Source organism: Sphingomonas brevis (assembly GCF_023516505.1).
GTDB classification, from domain to species: Bacteria; Pseudomonadota; Alphaproteobacteria; order Sphingomonadales; family Sphingomonadaceae; genus Sphingomicrobium; species Sphingomicrobium breve.
This window is the reverse complement of sequence record NZ_JAMGBB010000001.1, coordinates 1,281,618-1,298,316: the sequence shown is the minus strand read 5'-3', so window position 1 is coordinate 1,298,316 and position 16,699 is coordinate 1,281,618. Positions and strand designations below refer to the sequence as shown.

Annotated in this window: 17 protein-coding genes and 1 other RNA gene; 13 read left to right on the top strand and 5 right to left on the bottom strand. The window is 61.3% G+C overall.

The window, feature by feature from the left end; translation table 11 throughout:
* Nucleotides 1-222: 222 nt before the first annotated feature.
* Complete coding sequence (locus LZ518_RS06665) at nucleotides 223-489, top strand: SWIB/MDM2 domain-containing protein (protein WP_249916520.1); 267 nt, start codon at nucleotides 223-225, stop codon at nucleotides 487-489.
* An 87-nt stretch (nucleotides 490-576) separates the two neighbouring features.
* Here the strand turns inward: LZ518_RS06665 and LZ518_RS06660 are convergent, their stop codons facing one another.
* Complete coding sequence (locus LZ518_RS06660; protein WP_249915225.1) at nucleotides 577-1,332, bottom strand: NUDIX hydrolase; 756 nt, start codon at nucleotides 1,330-1,332, stop codon at nucleotides 577-579.
* A 93-nt stretch (nucleotides 1,333-1,425) separates the two neighbouring features.
* Nucleotides 1,426-1,695, bottom strand: a complete 270-nt coding sequence (locus LZ518_RS06655; protein WP_249915224.1) for a hypothetical protein — start codon at nucleotides 1,693-1,695, stop codon at nucleotides 1,426-1,428.
* Nucleotides 1,696-1,799: 104 nt separating this feature from the next.
* Between LZ518_RS06655 and ssrA the strand changes: the two genes are divergently transcribed.
* The 3 genes from ssrA to LZ518_RS06640 all read left to right on the top strand — a co-directional run bounded on the left by ssrA (nucleotide 1,800) and on the right by LZ518_RS06640 (nucleotide 5,241).
* Nucleotides 1,800-2,157: a transfer-messenger RNA gene (gene ssrA / locus LZ518_RS06650) on the top strand.
* A gap of 135 nt (nucleotides 2,158-2,292) precedes the next feature.
* On the top strand, nucleotides 2,293-4,335 hold the full coding sequence (locus LZ518_RS06645; RefSeq protein WP_249915223.1) for an amidohydrolase family protein: 2,043 nt from the start codon (nucleotides 2,293-2,295) through the stop codon (nucleotides 4,333-4,335).
* A 24-nt stretch (nucleotides 4,336-4,359) separates the two neighbouring features.
* Nucleotides 4,360-5,241, top strand: coding sequence for a hypothetical protein (locus LZ518_RS06640; protein ID WP_249915222.1), 882 nt, complete (start codon nucleotides 4,360-4,362; stop codon nucleotides 5,239-5,241).
* On the opposite strand, the gene mscL is transcribed toward LZ518_RS06640, so the two are convergent.
* Nucleotides 5,238-5,660, bottom strand: a complete 423-nt coding sequence (gene mscL, locus LZ518_RS06635) for a large conductance mechanosensitive channel protein MscL (RefSeq protein WP_249915221.1) — start codon at nucleotides 5,658-5,660, stop codon at nucleotides 5,238-5,240. The two genes, LZ518_RS06640 and mscL, sit on opposite strands and share 4 nt — an antisense overlap.
* A 158-nt stretch (nucleotides 5,661-5,818) precedes the next feature.
* Between mscL and LZ518_RS06630 the strand changes: the two genes are divergently transcribed.
* The 8 genes from LZ518_RS06630 to LZ518_RS06595 all read left to right on the top strand — a co-directional run bounded on the left by LZ518_RS06630 (nucleotide 5,819) and on the right by LZ518_RS06595 (nucleotide 13,695).
* Complete coding sequence (locus tag LZ518_RS06630) at nucleotides 5,819-6,418, top strand: LemA family protein (RefSeq protein WP_249915220.1); 600 nt, start codon at nucleotides 5,819-5,821, stop codon at nucleotides 6,416-6,418.
* 105 nt (nucleotides 6,419-6,523) lie between these two features.
* Nucleotides 6,524-7,309 carry a TPM domain-containing protein gene (locus LZ518_RS06625; protein WP_249915219.1) on the top strand — a complete coding sequence of 262 codons (786 nt, stop codon included), beginning with the start codon at nucleotides 6,524-6,526 and terminating at the stop codon, nucleotides 7,307-7,309.
* Nucleotides 7,306-7,980, top strand: coding sequence for a TPM domain-containing protein (locus LZ518_RS06620; protein ID WP_249916519.1), 675 nt, complete (start codon nucleotides 7,306-7,308; stop codon nucleotides 7,978-7,980). The genes LZ518_RS06625 and LZ518_RS06620 overlap by 4 nt, the downstream gene beginning before the upstream one ends.
* On the top strand, nucleotides 7,977-8,489 hold the full coding sequence (locus tag LZ518_RS06615) for an NUDIX hydrolase (protein WP_249915218.1): 513 nt from the start codon (nucleotides 7,977-7,979) through the stop codon (nucleotides 8,487-8,489). Before LZ518_RS06620 ends, LZ518_RS06615 begins: the two co-directional genes overlap by 4 nt.
* A gap of 109 nt (nucleotides 8,490-8,598) precedes the next feature.
* Entirely contained in the window at nucleotides 8,599-10,725 is a 2,127-nt protein-coding gene (locus LZ518_RS06610; protein WP_249916518.1) for a M3 family metallopeptidase, read from the top strand.
* Nucleotides 10,726-10,928: 203 nt separating this feature from the next.
* Nucleotides 10,929-11,912 (top strand): sugar ABC transporter substrate-binding protein, encoded by a 984-nt coding sequence (locus LZ518_RS06605; RefSeq protein ID WP_249915217.1) that lies wholly within the window; start codon nucleotides 10,929-10,931, stop codon nucleotides 11,910-11,912.
* A gap of 143 nt (nucleotides 11,913-12,055) precedes the next feature.
* Nucleotides 12,056-12,949, top strand: a complete 894-nt coding sequence (locus LZ518_RS06600; RefSeq protein WP_249915216.1) for an ABC transporter permease — start codon at nucleotides 12,056-12,058, stop codon at nucleotides 12,947-12,949.
* Complete coding sequence (locus tag LZ518_RS06595; RefSeq protein WP_249915215.1) at nucleotides 12,946-13,695, top strand: ATP-binding cassette domain-containing protein; 750 nt, start codon at nucleotides 12,946-12,948, stop codon at nucleotides 13,693-13,695. The genes LZ518_RS06600 and LZ518_RS06595 overlap by 4 nt, the downstream gene beginning before the upstream one ends.
* 20 nt (nucleotides 13,696-13,715) lie before the next feature.
* Here LZ518_RS06595 and iolG (LZ518_RS06590) read toward each other — a convergent pair whose 3' ends face one another.
* Nucleotides 13,716-14,705 (bottom strand): inositol 2-dehydrogenase, encoded by a 990-nt coding sequence (iolG, locus tag LZ518_RS06590; RefSeq protein WP_249915214.1) that lies wholly within the window; start codon nucleotides 14,703-14,705, stop codon nucleotides 13,716-13,718.
* Complete coding sequence (gene iolG / locus LZ518_RS06585) at nucleotides 14,698-15,711, bottom strand: inositol 2-dehydrogenase (RefSeq protein ID WP_249915213.1); 1,014 nt, start codon at nucleotides 15,709-15,711, stop codon at nucleotides 14,698-14,700. The genes iolG (LZ518_RS06590) and iolG (LZ518_RS06585) overlap by 8 nt, the downstream gene beginning before the upstream one ends.
* An 86-nt stretch (nucleotides 15,712-15,797) precedes the next feature.
* Between iolG (LZ518_RS06585) and LZ518_RS06580 the strand changes: the two genes are divergently transcribed.
* On the top strand, nucleotides 15,798-16,691 hold the full coding sequence (locus LZ518_RS06580) for a MurR/RpiR family transcriptional regulator (protein ID WP_249915212.1): 894 nt from the start codon (nucleotides 15,798-15,800) through the stop codon (nucleotides 16,689-16,691).
* Nucleotides 16,692-16,699 lie beyond the last annotated feature (8 nt).

Genomic DNA, 16,699 nt, shown 5'->3' with positions numbered 1-16,699 from the left:
AGGCACCGATTCCGGCCATTCGGCCAATAGCCGGTATGCTCGAAACCGCTTATTCGAGTCGTGCGGTAAAACCTCGCAAAAGGCCCAATGTCGCATGCGTTTTCGCGCTCAAGGCGCGGAAAAATGACATTCAGCCGCAAGTTAACCATTTTGATGCCCGTCTCCCTCTTGCGCACAGAGGGGAATCGCGCTCTATCTCTCTCAGAACAACAGGAGGGCCAAATGGCAAAAGGGACTGGTCGTAAAGCAGGGGGCGGACTTGCCCGCCCGGTAACCCCGTCGGCAGATCTCGCCGCAATTGTGGGTTCGGCCCCGCTGCCGCGTAGCGAAGTCGTTTCCAAGGTGTGGGACCATATTCGCAAGAACAACTTGCAAAACCCGAATAACAAGCGGGAAATCCTGGCCGACGACAAGCTCCGCAAGGTGTTTGGCACCGACAAGTGCACCATGTTCGAAATGAACAAGCACCTGTCGAAGCATCTCAGCTAGTTCGCTGGCCGCCACTAGCCGCGGTAAGCGAATGAGGAGGGGCCCCGGCATTGCCGGGGCCCCTTTCATTTTGGGGTGAGTCGCCGTTTAGGCGCGAAAGGCGGTGGCCAGCGGCTCCGAAATCACCGGATAGCCGCGATCTTCCGGTATGCGCACATGCGTTTCGCCGCCAATCTCTTCGATCCACGGGATGATGGTGTCCAACGAATGGCTTCGCGCGTCATCAATCGCCGCATCCAGACTCGCCAGCCGGGCAAGCCGTTCCAGGTTGCGTTTGGTCGGAAAGATAGCGCTGGATTCGCCTCGCTCTATGCGCTCCAGCAGGTCTTCCGCGCTGGCCCATTCGGCAGCTTCGCATTCTCCCGGTTGGGGCACTGGCAGCCATTGGCCCTCTGGCGCGCGGGCCAAATAGAATAATGTGTCGAATTTCCGCGCATGCTTGAACGCGGGCATCCAGCGCGCGAAAGGAGTCAATGCGTCGAGGTCGAGCGCGAGTTCTCGGTCAGTCAGCAGTCTGCCGAAGTCTTCGCCTTCGATCAGTGCTCGCTGCAGCTCGAGCCCAATTCCGGGACTGACCAACTGCTGCATGGCAGGCACGACAGCGGTCTCTTCGATCGTTTCGCGGATTGCGGTTACTTTGGCCGCCTCGTCGGGTCGGCCGAGTGCCGCAGCGAGGCTGCGGTCCACATCGTCGATTCGGCCGCCCGGGAAAACAACCGCTCCAGCTGCAAAAGCCATCCGCGCCGACCGCTCGACCACCAATATTTGCGGCTTCTCGCCGGTGCTGGTGACGGGGTCGCGCCACACGACAAGAGTCGCCGCGGGGATGGCATCGTCGCTCATGATTTGCCCCTAGCAGGATATCGTCCGCAAAAAAGGGCCGGCAACCTTTCGGCGCCGGCCCTCGCTTTCCACCCCGCTGGGGGCGGAGCCTAGCTACATGGCGTTAACGGCGGCCGCGTTGACGTCGGCCTTGTCGATCGCATCTTCCTTGGCTTCGCCTTCCTCGCGGAGTGCGTCGGCCTGGTTCTCAAGTGCGTCAGCTTCGGCCGCGTTGGCAGTGCTGTCGGCTGCCGCATCCAGGTTCTCGGCGGCATTTTCATAGTTTTCCTGGACGTTCTCACCCAAGCTGTCGTCGCCCTTGCCGCCACACGCAGCGAGCGCGAGAGCGGCGGCACCGACAACAGCAAAAGAAACCTTCTTCATCAATAATCCCCTTGTTCCAGCGTGATGGCGCAATGCCAGCCCACGTGACCGGTTCCAACGCTACCACTCGCTCGACGGTTCCGAAACGGCTGGCATTTTGTCAATTGGTTGCATCAAAACGGCCGGTCACCTATCTTAGACGGGCCGGGAAACCGGCTATGTCGGTAGAGTATCGGGTGGAATAGGCATTTCGGACCCGGGGGGCAGTACCCCGGCGCCTCCACCACCAGCGGCGAAGTGCGCAACATGCAGATTGCGCCGCTGCTGATGGGGGCGAAATAGGATCGACGAGTGCAATAAAGTCCCGGTTGCCGATCGGTATGAGACCACCGTGACGGCTCATTCACACAAGTGCCAACGATAACGAGGCGCTCGCTCTTGCTGCGTAACTGAGGGCCTAACGGTCTAAGGTTATAAAGCTTAAGCGCGGTCGGACCCCACCGGGCAACAGAAGGGGATTCCAGCGGCACGGGAGGCGCCGGGCAACAGAAGCCTCCCACTTTCCATTCTTCCATTTGTGCGTTGGTCGAACCGTGACTTGCGGCGCGTCGGGCACCGTCGCAGGGTGCGCCCGTTCGAAACCGGGGGAGTCGCCTGATGACCGTTCGCCGTGCGCTGGTTGCGCTTTGTCTTGCAGTTTCGCCCGTCGCCTTGGCCGCGGCGCCCGTTCCCAAGGAGCAATTGCTCGTCCCGCCGGCTGGTGCAGACCATTATGTTGTTGTCTCCGAGGCCGGCAAGCATGGCGACGAATGGCGCTGGACCTTGCCTGACGGAGGCATTGCCTATCGCGAATCCATCCTCCTTCGAGGCCTGGTGTTCGAGCAGGACGAAGTGGTGAAGCTCGATGCGACTGGAAAGCCGGTCAGCTTCACCGTCCGCGGCGTGACTCCCAGTGGCGATTCGGCAGAGACATTCGCAATCGACCAGGCAACGGCCCACTGGAAAACGACCGTAGACGAGGGACAGGCGCCCGCGGGACAGGGCACCTACAACACGTTCGGCGGTACCTTCCTGGCAGGCGACGCGACAATTCCGCTGTTCCTAAAGGCGGGTGCGGCAGGTGTCGCTTTGCTTCCATCCGGCCACGGTACGCTCGAACGGTCGGCCACGGCCTTTAGTGCCGTGGGCCCGAACGGCCCGCGGACCGCGAACCTGTATTTTTTCAAGGGTATCGGCCAGTCACCGGCACCGGTGTGGTTGTTCGACGACGGAAAGATTTTCGGGTTCGTCGGCGCTCTCGCGCTGATGCCCGAAGGGTATGAAGCAAATCTCAAGCCGATGATCGCGGCACAAGAGGCGGCGATTGCGGAGCTCGCTCCGGCCATCGCCAAACGGTTGCTAACTGCGGAGACAATGCGGCCAGTGCTGTTCCGCAATGTCAAAATATACGATGCCGACAAGGAGCGTTTCGTTACCGGCCAGAATGTGGTGGTATCGGACGGCAAGATCGCCAGCGTCGGCACCGCGCTGCCGAAGCTCGCTGCAGGCGCTCGCGTCATCGACGGCGCCGGCAAGACGCTGGTTCCCGGCCTGTGGGACAGCCACATGCACGTGTCGGACGACTTCAACGCGCTTAGCGAAGTAGCCCTCGGGGTCACGTCCGCACGCAATCCGGGCGGGAGCATCGAGCTGGCGGTGTCTCAGCGCGAGCGCCGGGCCAAGGGCCTGATGGTCGGCCCGGAGCAGTTCAATTCGGTTATCATCGATCAGAAGGGACCGCTGGCCGCCCAGGGCAGTCTCACGGTTTCGAGTCTCGAGGAAACCCTCGCGGCAGTGCGCAAGATCAAGGCCGCGAACCTGACTGCCGTGAAATTCTACACGTCGATGAATCCGGCGTGGATACCGCCGGCGGCAAAGCTTGCGCACGAGCTAGGGCTGCATGTCCACGGCCATATCCCGGCGGGAATGCGGACGCTGGATGCGGTCAACGCCGGCTATGATGAAATCACACACATCTATTTCGCGACAATGCAGGCGATGCCCGACGAGATCGTCGCCAAGTCGAACACGACGCTGCGGATGACCGGTCCCGGCAAATATTTCAAGGACGTCGACTTCAACGCCGAACCCACGCGGACGGTCATCAGGACGTTGGCCGAAAGGAAAATCACGGTCGACCCGACTCTGGTCGTTGTCGAGGGCACGCTGACCTCGGAGGCGGGAAAGGTCTCGCCGGCCTACAGCGCATATGTCGGCACTCTCCCTCCGGCGGTTGAGCGCGGCTTCAAGTCGGGACCGATCCCCCTGCCTGAAGGAACGACGCGCGACGAAGCGCGCGCCAGCGTCAAGCATATGCTGGAATATGTCGCGGTCATGCGTAAGGCCGGCGTTCCGATCGTCGCCGGGACCGATGGGCAGGGCACGGAGCTGGTTCGCGAGCTCGAGCTTTACGTGGCGGGTGGAATGACGCCCGCGGAAGCATTGGCGACTGCCACCATTGACGCTGCTCGCAACGTCAAGGCCGACAAGCGTACCGGTTCGATCGCGGTCGGCAAGGAAGCCGACCTGCTGCTGGTCGACGGCGACCCGGAGGCGAACATCGGCGACCTAAGGCACGTCGACAAGGTCGTGCTTGACGGCGCACTGCTGGACGGCGACGAATTGCGAAAGGAAGCTGGTTTCAGCGGCCGCCCGAAATAGGGTTCACGCCGAAAGGGGTACGGGATGCGCTATTGGGGGAAAATGTTCGCGGCTGCGGCCGCGCCATTGCTGCTCTGCGGATGCCTCTGGGGGCCGGGCAAGTTTTCGTCAAACCTGGCACTCAACAAGTCGGGCGGATTCGTCCTCGACTACAAGGGCGAGGTGGTCTTGCAGATTCCGGACGACAGGACGCATCCGGCGCCGTGGAGCGATGAATTGGCGCAATGTTTCGCGGACGGGTCGGCCAAGGCCGATGGCGGCGTCGTTTCGGTCACGCTGGAACAGTCCCAGGACAATGCCGACGAGGGATCGACCGACGAACAGCGCAACTGCAGCCCCGCCGAAATCGCCAAGCTGAAATCCGACTATGAGAAAAGGGCAGCTGAGAAGCTGGCCGAGCAACGCCAGGAAGCCGAGAATATGGCCAAGATGTTTGGCCTGACCGGATTGGACGACGCCTCGAACCGCCGCTTCGCCGCCAATCTTATGAAATATCAGGGCTGGCGGTCAGTCACATACAAGGGAAAGGGCGTCTTCGACGTCGACTATCATGTCGAGGGGCGGCTGACGCAGGACTATGCCTTTCCGCTAATGCCCGACACCGACCTCATTATCCCGTTCATCACGCTGCGCCGCCGTACCGATGGTTCGGTGATGGTCACGGCGCCGGCGCTGACCGGCGGCTCTGGCCCGTTCAGTGCCCGGGCCAAGATGCTCGGCTTGCCCGACAAGGGCAGCGACGGACCGGTTTCACGGGCCGAGGGGCGCTTCACCGTCACTACCGACGGAGAGATACTGACCAACAACAGCGAGGACGGCCCGGTAGCGGGTTCGTCCGGCCGCCAGGTCCATTGGGACGTCGGTCCGGGATCGACCAAGATCCCCGAGATGCTGGTTAAGCTCTAGCGCTTTCTAAGCTCGTCCCGGATTTCGGTGAGGAGGTCGACTTCGCTTGGCCCGGCGGGCGCATCCTCGCCCTTCTTCACCGCCTTGTTGGCGCTGCGGACAAGCAGAAAGATGATGAACGCCAGGATGATGAAGTTAATCAGCACGGTGACGAACTGTCCCCAGCCGAGCACCGGGACGCCGGCAGCCTTCAACTCCGCGTAACTCGCTGGATTGCCTGCGAAAGTATCGGGAATAGCGCCAAGCACGACAAAGTGGCTGCTGAAGTCGAGCCCACCGAAGAGCGCGCCGACGATCGGCATGATGATGTCGCCGGTGAGGCTGGTGGCGATGGTTCCGAATGCGGCGCCGATGATCACGGCAACCGCGAGGTCGAGGACATTTCCCTTGGCGATGAAGGCTTTGAATTCCGACAGCATGGCGTTTCCCCTCTGGTGCGTCGCGACTGCGAGACTAACGAACGCGGGCCGAAAGGAAAGCGATCCGGGCCAATGTGTGTTGCCATGCTAAAACAGCCGATTGAATTTTGCGCGCGGCCCTCTACTTTTCCGGTTACGCAACGAAGGGGTGTGGAACGATGAATCTGGTACGCCGACTGAAACTGCTTGCTCCGCTGGCCGCTCTCAGCCTCGCCGGCTGCGGCCTTAACTCGGTTCCGACGGCCGAGGAGAATGTGAATGCAAAGTGGGGTAATCTGCAGAGCGAGTATCAGCGCCGCTCCGACCTGGTTCCCAATTTGGTCGAGACGGTGAAGGGCTATGCCAAGCAGGAAAGCAGCGTGTTGATCGCGGTGACGCAGGCACGGGCCGATGCCGGCAAGGTTACGCTGAGTGCCGAGGACCTGGATGATCCGGCCAAGGTCCGCGCGTTCAATGACGCGCAGAGCCGCCTGAGCCAGGCGATCATTCCGCTCCAGCGGCTGCAGGAAGCTTATCCCGACCTCAAGTCCAACCAGAATTTCCTGACGCTGCAAAGCCAGATCGAGGGGACCGAGAATTCGATCCTGGTCGCGCGGCGCGACTACAATGAATCAGTGCAGGCCTATAACACCCGCATTCGTACCTTCCCCGACGCGATCGGCGCCAAGATCTTCTACGGCGCCAAGCCGAAGGTCCCCTTCGAGGCGGCGTCGGGCGCGCAGGAAGCGCCCAAGGTCGACTTCAACACCGCGGGCTAGGCAAGACCGATGAACTCCTCACTCGTCATTCCCGCGAAAGCGGGGACCCGGAGGCATTCGCCGGGCTGGGTTCCCGCTTTCGCGGGAATGACGAAGTGGGTCTTGATGGCAGCTCTGCTGCTATTCATTTCCGCTGCGGCCTATGCGCAGACCTTTCCCAAGCTGACCGGCCGGGTGGTCGACCAGGCCGGGCTGCTGACCCCGGCACAGGTCGTTGATATTGGTTCGAAATCCGAAGCGCTGGAGCAGCGGACCGGACGTCAGTTCGTCGTCGCGACGGTCAACAGCCTGGAGGGCCGGACGATCGAGGATTATGGCTATCGGCTCGGCCGCGCCTGGGGCATCGGCAATGAGCAGAAGGATGACGGCGTCATCCTGCTGGTCGCACCCAAGGAGCGAAAGGTCCGCATCGAGACGGGCTATGGCGCGCGCGTGTTCCTGACCGACGCAGTGTCGAGCGTGATCATTCGCGAGAGCATCGTGCCGCGCTTCAAGGAGGGCGACTTCGGCGGCGGGATCACCGCCGGCGCCGACCGGATCATCGAGACGATGGAGCTGCCTGCGGCCGAAGCAGCCAAGCGGGCACAGGAGGTCGGCGCTCAGGAGGCAAAGCGTAGCGACAGGAGCGTCAATCCATTCCCGGTGCTGTTCATCGTCGTCATATTCTTCGTCATCATCGGATCGATCGCCAGGCGGGCCGGCGGACGTCGCTATCGTCGCCGCGAAGGAATCAGCCCCTGGGTCATCCTGTGGGGCCTCAACGAACTCAGCCGCGGCTCGCGCGGCGGCTGGGGCGGCGGCGGCGGCGGCTGGGGCGGTGGCGGCGGAGGCGGAGGCTTCTCAGGCGGCGGCGGCTCGTTCGGTGGCGGCGGCGCTTCGGGGGGATGGTGATGCTGAAACTGTCGGCCGAGGATCACGCGCGCGTCAGCAAAGCCATTGCCGCTGCGGAGGCCAAGAGCGACGGCGAAATCATCGCCATCGCCGCCGATCAATCCGATTCCTATCACGATGTCGGTCTGCACTATGCGGTGCTGGTGCTGTTCCTGGTGCTGGGCTTCTTTGCGGCCTGGCCGCACCAGCTCGAAGCCTGGTGGACTCGGCTCATGGGCTGGACCGCCGAACCAAGCCAGCGCGAGCTGCTGACGCTTTTGCTCGGATTCGCCCTGTTCAAATTCCTGGTTGCGCTGTTCCTCATGAAGTGGATGCCGCTTCGGCTGTTGCTGACCCCGGGCTCGACCAAGACGCGGCGCGTGCGGCGACGTGCGGTCATGCTGTTCAAAACCGGCGGCGAGCGGCGGACCATCGGCCGCACCGGAATTCTCATTTACCTGTCGATGGGCGAGCACCGCGCCGAGATCATCGGCGACGAAGCGATAACCGCGGTGACCACGCCCGAAACCTGGGGCGAAGCGATGGCCGCGCTGATCACCGATGTGAAGGCAGGGCGGCCCGGCGACGGCATTGTCGCCGCGGTGGAGCGGATCGGCGACGTACTGGCCGAGCATTTCCCCAAGAGCAGTACCGACACCAATGAAATTCCCGACAAGCTTATCCAGCTATGAGCGGATTGGTCGAGTGGCAGGGCAAGTACATCCGCATCGTCCGCGACGGGACATGGGAATATGTCGAGCGCTGTGGCGGAGTGCATGCCGTCGTCATCCTGGCGGAACATGATGGCAATGTGGTGCTGATCGAACAGGTGCGGGTGCCGCTGGGCAATCGCAAATGTCTGGAGCTTCCCGCCGGCCTGGTCGGCGACGAGGACCCCAACGCCACGGTCGAAGGAACGGCCGTCAAGGAGCTGGAAGAGGAAACCGGCTTCACCGCCGAGCGGATCGAGGTGATCGGTCAATTCTACAGCTCGCCCGGCATGGTCGCCGAAGGCTTTACGCTCGTGACGGCACATGGCCTCAGGCGTATCGGCGAGGGCGGTGGCACCGAACATGAGCAGATCGAGGTCCACCTGGTGCCGCGGGCCGATATCCCGGCCTTTGTTGAAGCCAAGCGGGCCGAAGGCGTCGCGATCGACGTCAAGCTGCTGTTGTTGCTGGCAAGCAGCATCCTCGGCTAACTCATTTCATCGACCCTGTCCGCCGCTTGTCGAAATGGTTGCCGCGGGTTCAGGGCTTGGCCGCTAGGGCGCGGACAAATCTTTGATTTGGGAGGGTGTCTTGAAGTTCATGCTACTGGGCGGCGCGGCCGCAATCGCGCTGTGTGCAGCCGTGCCTGCTACCGCGGCGACGAGCGACGCAGCCGCAACCGCAACGGTTTCCAATAACGTGCTGCTCAAGGATTGGACCGGACCCTATGACGGCGTGCCGCCGTGGGACCAGGTCAAGCCGGAGCTGTTTCCGCAAGCGTTCGAGACGGGAATTGCTCAGCTGCTGGCCGAGACCGATGCGATCGCCAACAACCCCGAAGCGCCGACCTTCGCCAACACGATCGAGGCAAGCGAGAAGACCGGCCGGACGCTCGACCGGGTCCAGGCGCTGTTCGGTGTGATGACCGATAATATGTCGACCCCGGCTTATCAGGAGCTCGACAAGGAATGGGCGCCGAAATTTTCGGCCGCCTATGACAAGATCAATCTCAACGGCAAGCTTTTCGCAAGGATTTCAAATCTTTACGACCGGCGCGATAGCCTCGGCCTGGATGCCAAGCAAATGCGCCTGCTGACCCGCACTTATGAAGGCTTCGTGCGGCGTGGCGCCAAGCTCGACGAGGCGCAGAAGGCCCAGCTGTCCGGCTACAACCAGGAGCTGGCGACCGCCTTTTCCGAGTTCAACTCGCATCTCCTCGCCGACGAAGCGACCTTCATCCAGGCAAGCGAGGCCGACATGGCCGGCGTCACACCGGACGTGAAGGATGCAGCCGCCGCGGTTGCCAAGGCCAAGGGCCTTCCGGCCGGGACCTACGCAATCCGCAACACCCGTTCGGCGGTCGATCCGGTGCTGAGTTCAGCCAGCAACCGCGCGCTTCGCGAGAAGGTGTGGCGGGCGTTCGTCAATCGCGGCGACAACGGCGATGCCAACGACAATAATGCGATCATCGCCAAGATCGTGAAGCTGCGCGCCGACCGCGCCAAGCTGCTCGGCTATGCCAACCATGCCGAATGGCGGATGCAGGACACGATGGCCAAGACCCCGGCGCGGGCGATGGACCTGATGATGCGGGTGTGGAAGCCGGCCGTGGCGCGGGTTCATGAAGAGGTCGCCGACATGCAGCCGTTCGCGGCCAAGGATGGCGTCACGACCGTCGAGCCGTGGGACTATCGCTATTACCAGGAGAAGGTCAGGAAGGCGAAATACGACCTCAGCGAGGACGAGATTAAGCCTTATTTCGAGCAGTCCAACCTGCTCAAGGGCATGCACTGGGCGGCCGAGCAGCTTTACGACCTGCACTTCGAGGAAAACACCGGCAAGGTCCCGACCTTCAATCCCGATGTCCGCACTTTCGAGGTGACCAACAAGAAGACCGGCGAGGTAGTCGGCCTTTGGTACCTCGACACCTACGCCCGCGAGGGCAAGCGTTCGGGCGCCTGGATGAATACCTACAAGGCCCGGGCGCGGCTCACCAACGACAACATCGTGCTCGCGTCGAACAATAATAATTTCACCAAGCCCGAGGCCGGCAAGCCGGTGCTGCTCAGCCTCGACGATGCCGAGACCATGTTCCATGAGTTCGGCCACGCGATCCACTATCTGCTGGTCGACGTGAAATATCCGTCGCTCGGCGGCTCGCAGCGCGACTTTGTGGAATATCCGAGCCAGGTGAACGAGAATTGGCTGCTGACCCGGCCGGTGCTCGAGAAGTTTGCCCGCCACTATAAGACCGGCGAGCCGATGCCTGCCGCGCTGGTCGACAAGATCAACAAGGCCAACACTTTCAACCAGGGCTATGACACAGTCCAATACCTGTCCTCGGCGCTGGTCGACATGAAGCTGCACCTGGACCCGACCGGAGTGGTCGATCCCGATGCGTTCGAAAAGAAGACGCTGGCGGAGCTTGGAATGCCGAAGGAGACGGTGATGCGTCACCGACTGCCGCAGTTCGGTCACCTATTCTCGTCGGACAGCTATTCGGCGGGCTATTACAGCTATCTGTGGTCGGAGACGATGGACGCGGACACCTGGGCGGCGTTCGAGGAATCGGGCGATCCGTTCAACCGCAAGATCGCTGACAGCTTCCGCATCAACTTGCTGTCGACCGGCAACGAGACCGACCGGGCCGAGGCGTACCGCAAGTTCCGCGGCCGCGACCCGGACGTCACCGCGCTGCTCAAGCGGCGTGGATTTCCGACGAACTGATCGGGCTGGCCAGGTATGAAGCTGAGGCGCGGTTCGCCCCGCCCAGCTTCTGTCGGCCGTTGCTCTCGCTAATGGCAGCTTTCGACCCATTGCGGTCATTAGCTGCGGCGCCCGAATCCTTCGATCCCCTTGCCGACCCAAGCCATAGCGGGCACCTTCGACTACGAGCGACAGGAACGCGTAGCGGCCGAGGGGAAACGAGAATGTCTGCCAAGCTCAAGGTTCTCTGGGCGTCGTGCGTCGCGTTGATTGTTGGTGTCGTGATCGGAGCCTCCCTCTTCGAAAGGGCTGTTTCGTCGAGTAGAGGCGTTACCCGATCTAGCGGTGGCGAACGGATCGTCATGATTTCCCACGGCCAAGCCGCCGATCCCTATTGGAATATCGTTCGCAACGGAGCCCTCGAAGCGGCTCGGCAACTGGGAGTCAGACTGGAATATCGGGCTCCCGAAACGTTCGACATGATCCGCATGGCAGAGCTCATCGCCTCGGCAACCAATCAGCGACCGGCAGGCATGATTGTGACTATCCCTGATGCCGAGGCACTTGGCCCCTCAATCCAGGCTGCTGTGCGAGCGGGCATTCCAGTCGTTTCAATCAATTCGGGGTCCGACGTCGCGAGCGGACTTGGTTCGATGATTCATGTTGGCCAAGACGAATATCAAACCGGGAAACGCGTTGGCGAAAGGCTGAGACAATCGGGAGCCAAAAAGGTCGCCTGCGTCAATCATGAGGTTGGCAACACAGCTTTGGACGCCCGTTGCAAAGGACTCGACGATGGCTTCGAAGGCCCGTCGGTCGTCCTGCCGACGTCCAATGACTATCAGGAGATAAAGTCGAAAATCGCGGCGGCGCTTGCCGGCGATCGCGCGATCGACGCCCTCGTCACGCTTAGCGCCCCGCTCGCGGGGGATCCTGCGGTTGAGGCAGCGCGCGAGGCGGGGCGCCCCATGATGGTCGCATCATTCGACCTCTCGCCCGGATTCCTGGAAGCGCTTAGCCGTGGCGAAGCCTCTTTCGCAGTCGATCCGCAAGCATTCCTGCAGGGCTATCTAGGGACCGTATTTGTCACGAACCAGATTCGCTACGGCCTGATTCCGGCGAACGCTCTGATCGAGAGCGGCCCCCGCTTCGTAACTCGGGCAGAGGCCGCCAAGGTTCTCGAGCTGTCCAAAAAGGCGATTCGCTGATGGTAGGCGCAGCAGAGCCCGAGACCCCAGCTCTAGGTCGATCGCGCTCCCATTTTCTAGAGATTGCAAAAAGGCCTGAGCTGGGCGCCGTTGGCGGTCTGCTCGTCGTCCTCCTTTACTTTCTGTTCACGGCAGACCCGGCAATGTTTACCGTAGCGGGCTTCATCAATGTCATGAGCCCGGCGGCCCAGCTAGGTATCCTCGCAGTCGGCGCCGCGCTTCTGATGATCGCGGGAGAATTCGACCTATCGATCGGCTCGATGGTCGCCTTCGCTGGCCTCGTTTTCGGGGCCATCTTGGTCGTTTGGCAGGCACCGCTCGCTGTTGCGATTCTGATCACCTTTGCCTTTGCCATCTCCATCGGAGCACTCAACGCGCAGATCGTCCTAAAGACTGGTCTGCCCTCCTTCATCGTTACCCTGGCATTGTTGTTCATCCTTCGGGGGATGAGCCTAGTCGGGCTGAAATGGGCAACAGGGGGCTCGACGCAGCTACGGGGTGTGCGGGAATCCGTCGCCGACAGCGGGCTCCTTCCGCTGTTTTCGGGCGACGTCTACGGAGTTCCGGTCGAACTATTGTGGTTCGCGGCCGTTACGGCAGTGGCCGCCTTCATCCTTGCCCAAACCCGCTTCGGGAACTGGATCCTTGCATCCGGCGGCGATGCGAATGCTGCCCGCAACTCCGGCGTCCCCGTCGCGGACGTCAAAGCCATCTTGTTCATCGTAACCGCCTGTTGCGCAGCGCTGGTGGCGATCCTTACCGTGCTCGATTCCGGATCGACTGATGCGCGGCGGGGCTTTCAGAAGGAGTTTGAAGCGATCATCGCTGCTGTCATCGGCGGATGTTTGTTGACGGGTGGATTTGGCTCCGTGATCGGGGCCTTTTTCGGCTCGATTATCTTCGGACTGGTCGTGATCGGCCTGACCTACACGCGCATCGACCAGGATTGGTACCAGGTCTTCCTCGGCGCGATGCTGTTGATGGCAGTGCTGTTCAACAACTTCGTTCGCAAGCGGGTAGCCGGGGAAAAAGCATGAGCGCTGGATCGCTGCTTGCAGTCCGCAATGTCGGCAAGAGCTTCGGGTCGGTCGTCGCGCTTTCCGACGTGTCATTCGATGTCATGCCAAGTGAGGTCCACTGCCTGCTGGGCGACAATGGCGCCGGAAAATCGACGCTGATCAAAATCCTGTCAGGCGTCCATCAGCCATCGCAGGGGGCATTATTCGTCGATGGCGAGCCTGCCGTATTCGACAGTCCGCGCGAGGCGTTGGATCGCGGAATTGCGACCGTCTTCCAGGACCTGGCGATGATCCCGCTCATGTCGGTGGCCCGCAACTTTTTTCTAGGGCGAGAGCCGATAAAGCGTCTCGGCCCCATCCGCATGTTCGATGCCGAGCAAGCCGAATCTGTTACTCGGGATGAAATGAGCAAGATGGGTATCATGCTGCGCGATCCTCGACAGCCGGTGGGAACGCTATCGGGCGGCGAACGGCAATGTGTTGCCATCTCCCGGGCCGTCTATTTCGGCGCTAAGGTCCTGATCCTCGACGAGCCGACGTCGGCGCTAGGCGTGACGCAAACGGCGATGGTCCTCCAATGTATCGGCGAAGTTAGATCGCGTGGTCTGGGGGTAATCTTTATCACCCATAATGTTCGTCACGCGCTTCAGGTCGGCGACCGCTTCACCGTTCTCAACAGGGGTCGGACGCTTGGTTTTCGGACCAATGCCGAGGCTACGGCTGATGAGCTGCAGTCACTTATGGGCGGGGCCGTTCCGGCCTAGTTGCTCGCTGGGCTGTTCGATCAATAGCAGATCGGAACAGCCTCGGATCGCAAATGGCTCTCCAGTGCAGCCTCGGCGATGGCGAGCGCTGCTATCCCGTCATGATAGCCAACGAGCGGTTGAGCCCCGTCCAAAATATCGGCGAAGTGGGTCATCTCCGAGCGGTAGGCTCCGGCATAGCGGTCGAGGAAGAAATTTTGAAGTGCGGCGCTCTGCGAGCCGCCCTCGCTCCAGGCTTCGACTGTGGACGAATAGACATTGCCTGCACGAAGCAGCCCCTTGGCGCAGAAGGCTTCGATCCGCTGATCGTAGCCATATCCGCTGCGGCGGCTGTTGCTGATGACACAGATCTTGCCGCTGCCGGTGCGAAGCAGGAGCTTCGCCGTGTCGACATCGCCTGCCTCACCGATCGCTGGATCCACTACGGAAGTGGCGGCGGCATAGACTTCAACCGGGTCCTCGCCAAGCATCCACCGAGCCATGTCGAAATCATGGATGGTCATGTCCTTGAACATGCCGCCAGAGATGCGGACATAGTCAATCGGCGGCGGCGAGGGATCGTGACTGATGATGTGAAGCGTTTCGAGTGCCCCCATCTGGCCCGAGCCAATTAGCTCGTGCAATTCTTGAAAATTGGAATCAAATCGGCGGTTGAAGCCGAGGAACAGCCGAGCGGAGTCAGCGCCGAACGATGACGCCGCAGCACGAGCCTTCTGGAGATCGAGATCGAGCGGCTTTTCGCAGAAGACGGCCTTTCCGGCTTTAATCGCGGCCATGCTGAATTCGAGGTGCGTATCCGTTGAGCTGGCGACGACAATGCCTTTCACTGACGAATCCACGAGTACGTCAGCCAGTTTCGCAACGCCGGCCCCGGTGGCGGCCGCCAGTTGTTCGGCGGCGCTCACTTCGGGATCGACAATATATTTGAGCACGATCCTCGGATCGGAGTTGGCGTTGCCGGCATGAATGCGGCCGATCCGGCCGGCACCGATCACTGCGATATTATGCATCGCCCATTACCCCTTCGAGCCTGATGCGCGTCCCGCTTTTGAATGATCGTTCTGCGGCGTCCGCCAGCCGGAGCGCCCGAAGCGTGTCATGCGGGCCAGTCGAAGGCGCTGCGTTGCCGTCGAGCACGTCAGCAAAATGGTCCAGCTCCGCCCGATAAGCCTCGGCATATCGCTCCGCGAAAGAAAATGGGAACGACGCCCCGTTTCCGCCCGCCTCATCGAGCTTGGAAACGGTCGTACCCGGCAAGTTATCGACGCGCAGGGCTCCCTTGGACCCGAACAACTCGACCCTCTGGTCATATCCGTAGCCGGTCCGCCGGCTATTGCTGATCAAGCAGAGCGTCCCGCCCGCGCTTTTCAAAATGAGTTTCGCCGTATCGATGTCACCAAGCGCGGCGATTTCCTGGTCGATCAAGCAGGCGCCAACCGCAAAAAGCTCGACGAACTCCTCTCCTATCAGCCACCTTGCTGTGTCGAAGTCGTGGATCGTGAAGTCCTTGAACAGTCCGCCACTTCGCGGAATGAAATCCAGGCGCGGTAACGCCGGATCATGATTGATGATGTGAATGGTCTCCAGCGAACCGATCAACCCACCGTCCAGCCGACTCTTCAAGTCCCGCAAGTGCGGATCGAAGCGGCGGTTAAATGCGATGAAGACCGGCTTGGACGATGCCTCGATCCCAGGCAGGGCGTCAGCGAGCGCGGCGGCATCAAGGGACAACGGCTTCTCACAAAAGACGCTTTTACCGGCCCCGAGGGCGGCAAGGACATTCTCGAGGTGCGAGCTGGTCGAACTGGCCACCATCACGGCGTCGATGTTTGGGTCACCCAAGATTTCGCCGTAGCTCGCCGCTGCCGAGGCCGTTTCGCGCGCGACGCTTGATGCCAATTGTTCATTGTGATCGGCGATAGCAGCCAGCCGGAAACGTGGATTGGAGGCGGCGTTCCGGGCGTGCAATTCGCCCATCCGCCCGGCCCCCACCAATGCCACATTATGAACTTTCATTGACCCCAGCCCCGGATTGGAACGATTGTTCCCTTAATTAGCGAATTTGGAATTGCCGTAAATGGCTTTTGATTTCCACGATGAGAATGAATATTCCAGAACTCGAGCGAGGGAATATGGGAAGCAAGATCCGCAAGCCGCCGGCCACCGCAGAGGAGTTCCGAACTCTTCTGCTGCAAGACTATGACGGCCTAAGCAAGCGCCTGAAACAGGTCGCGCGCTATGTGCTGGACGAGCCAAATGAGCTGGCCCTCGAGACGCTGGCGGTGATCTCGGAGCGCTGCGGCGTACAGCCGTCGGCGATCGTCCGTTTCGCCCAGGCATTCGGCTTTTCCGGTGCAAGCCAGATGCAACGGCTGTTCCGGGATGGCCTGCTGTCCGCCAACAACTCCATTGGCTATGGCGAGCGCGTGCGGCGATTCAGTGAATCTGTAAGCCGTACCGCCGCGGGCGAAGGTCTGCTCACCGAGTTCGTCGAGGGAAATATTCTTGCACTGCAGAACCTGAGCGAAACTGTCAGTGAACAGGAAATGCGCGGCGCAGTCGACCTCATTGCCAATGCAGCCGTGGTGCATGTTGCAGGATTTCGGCGCGCCTTTCCGATCTCCGCCTATTTGGCCTATTCGCTCCAGCAGCTCGGCAAGCATGTCCAGTTTATCGACGGCGTCGGCGGCTTGGCCCGGCCGCAGGCCAACTCGATCGACAATAAGGACCTGCTGATTGCTGTCAGCTTCCACCCCTATGCACCCGAGACGGTCGAGTTGACCGAAATCGCTGCTCGCAATGGGGCCAAGATTTTGTCGATCAGCGATAGCCGGGTAAGCCCTGTCGCCAAGTCGGCGAATATCGCTCTCCAGGTGCACGATTCCGAAGTCCGAAGCTTTCGCTCTCTTGCAGCTTCCATGTGCCTGGCGCAGGCCGTTGTGATTGGCTTCGCGTTCGATGCCGAAAGCAATCGCCGGCCCGTCCGCAAGAAGTGAAATGCTCG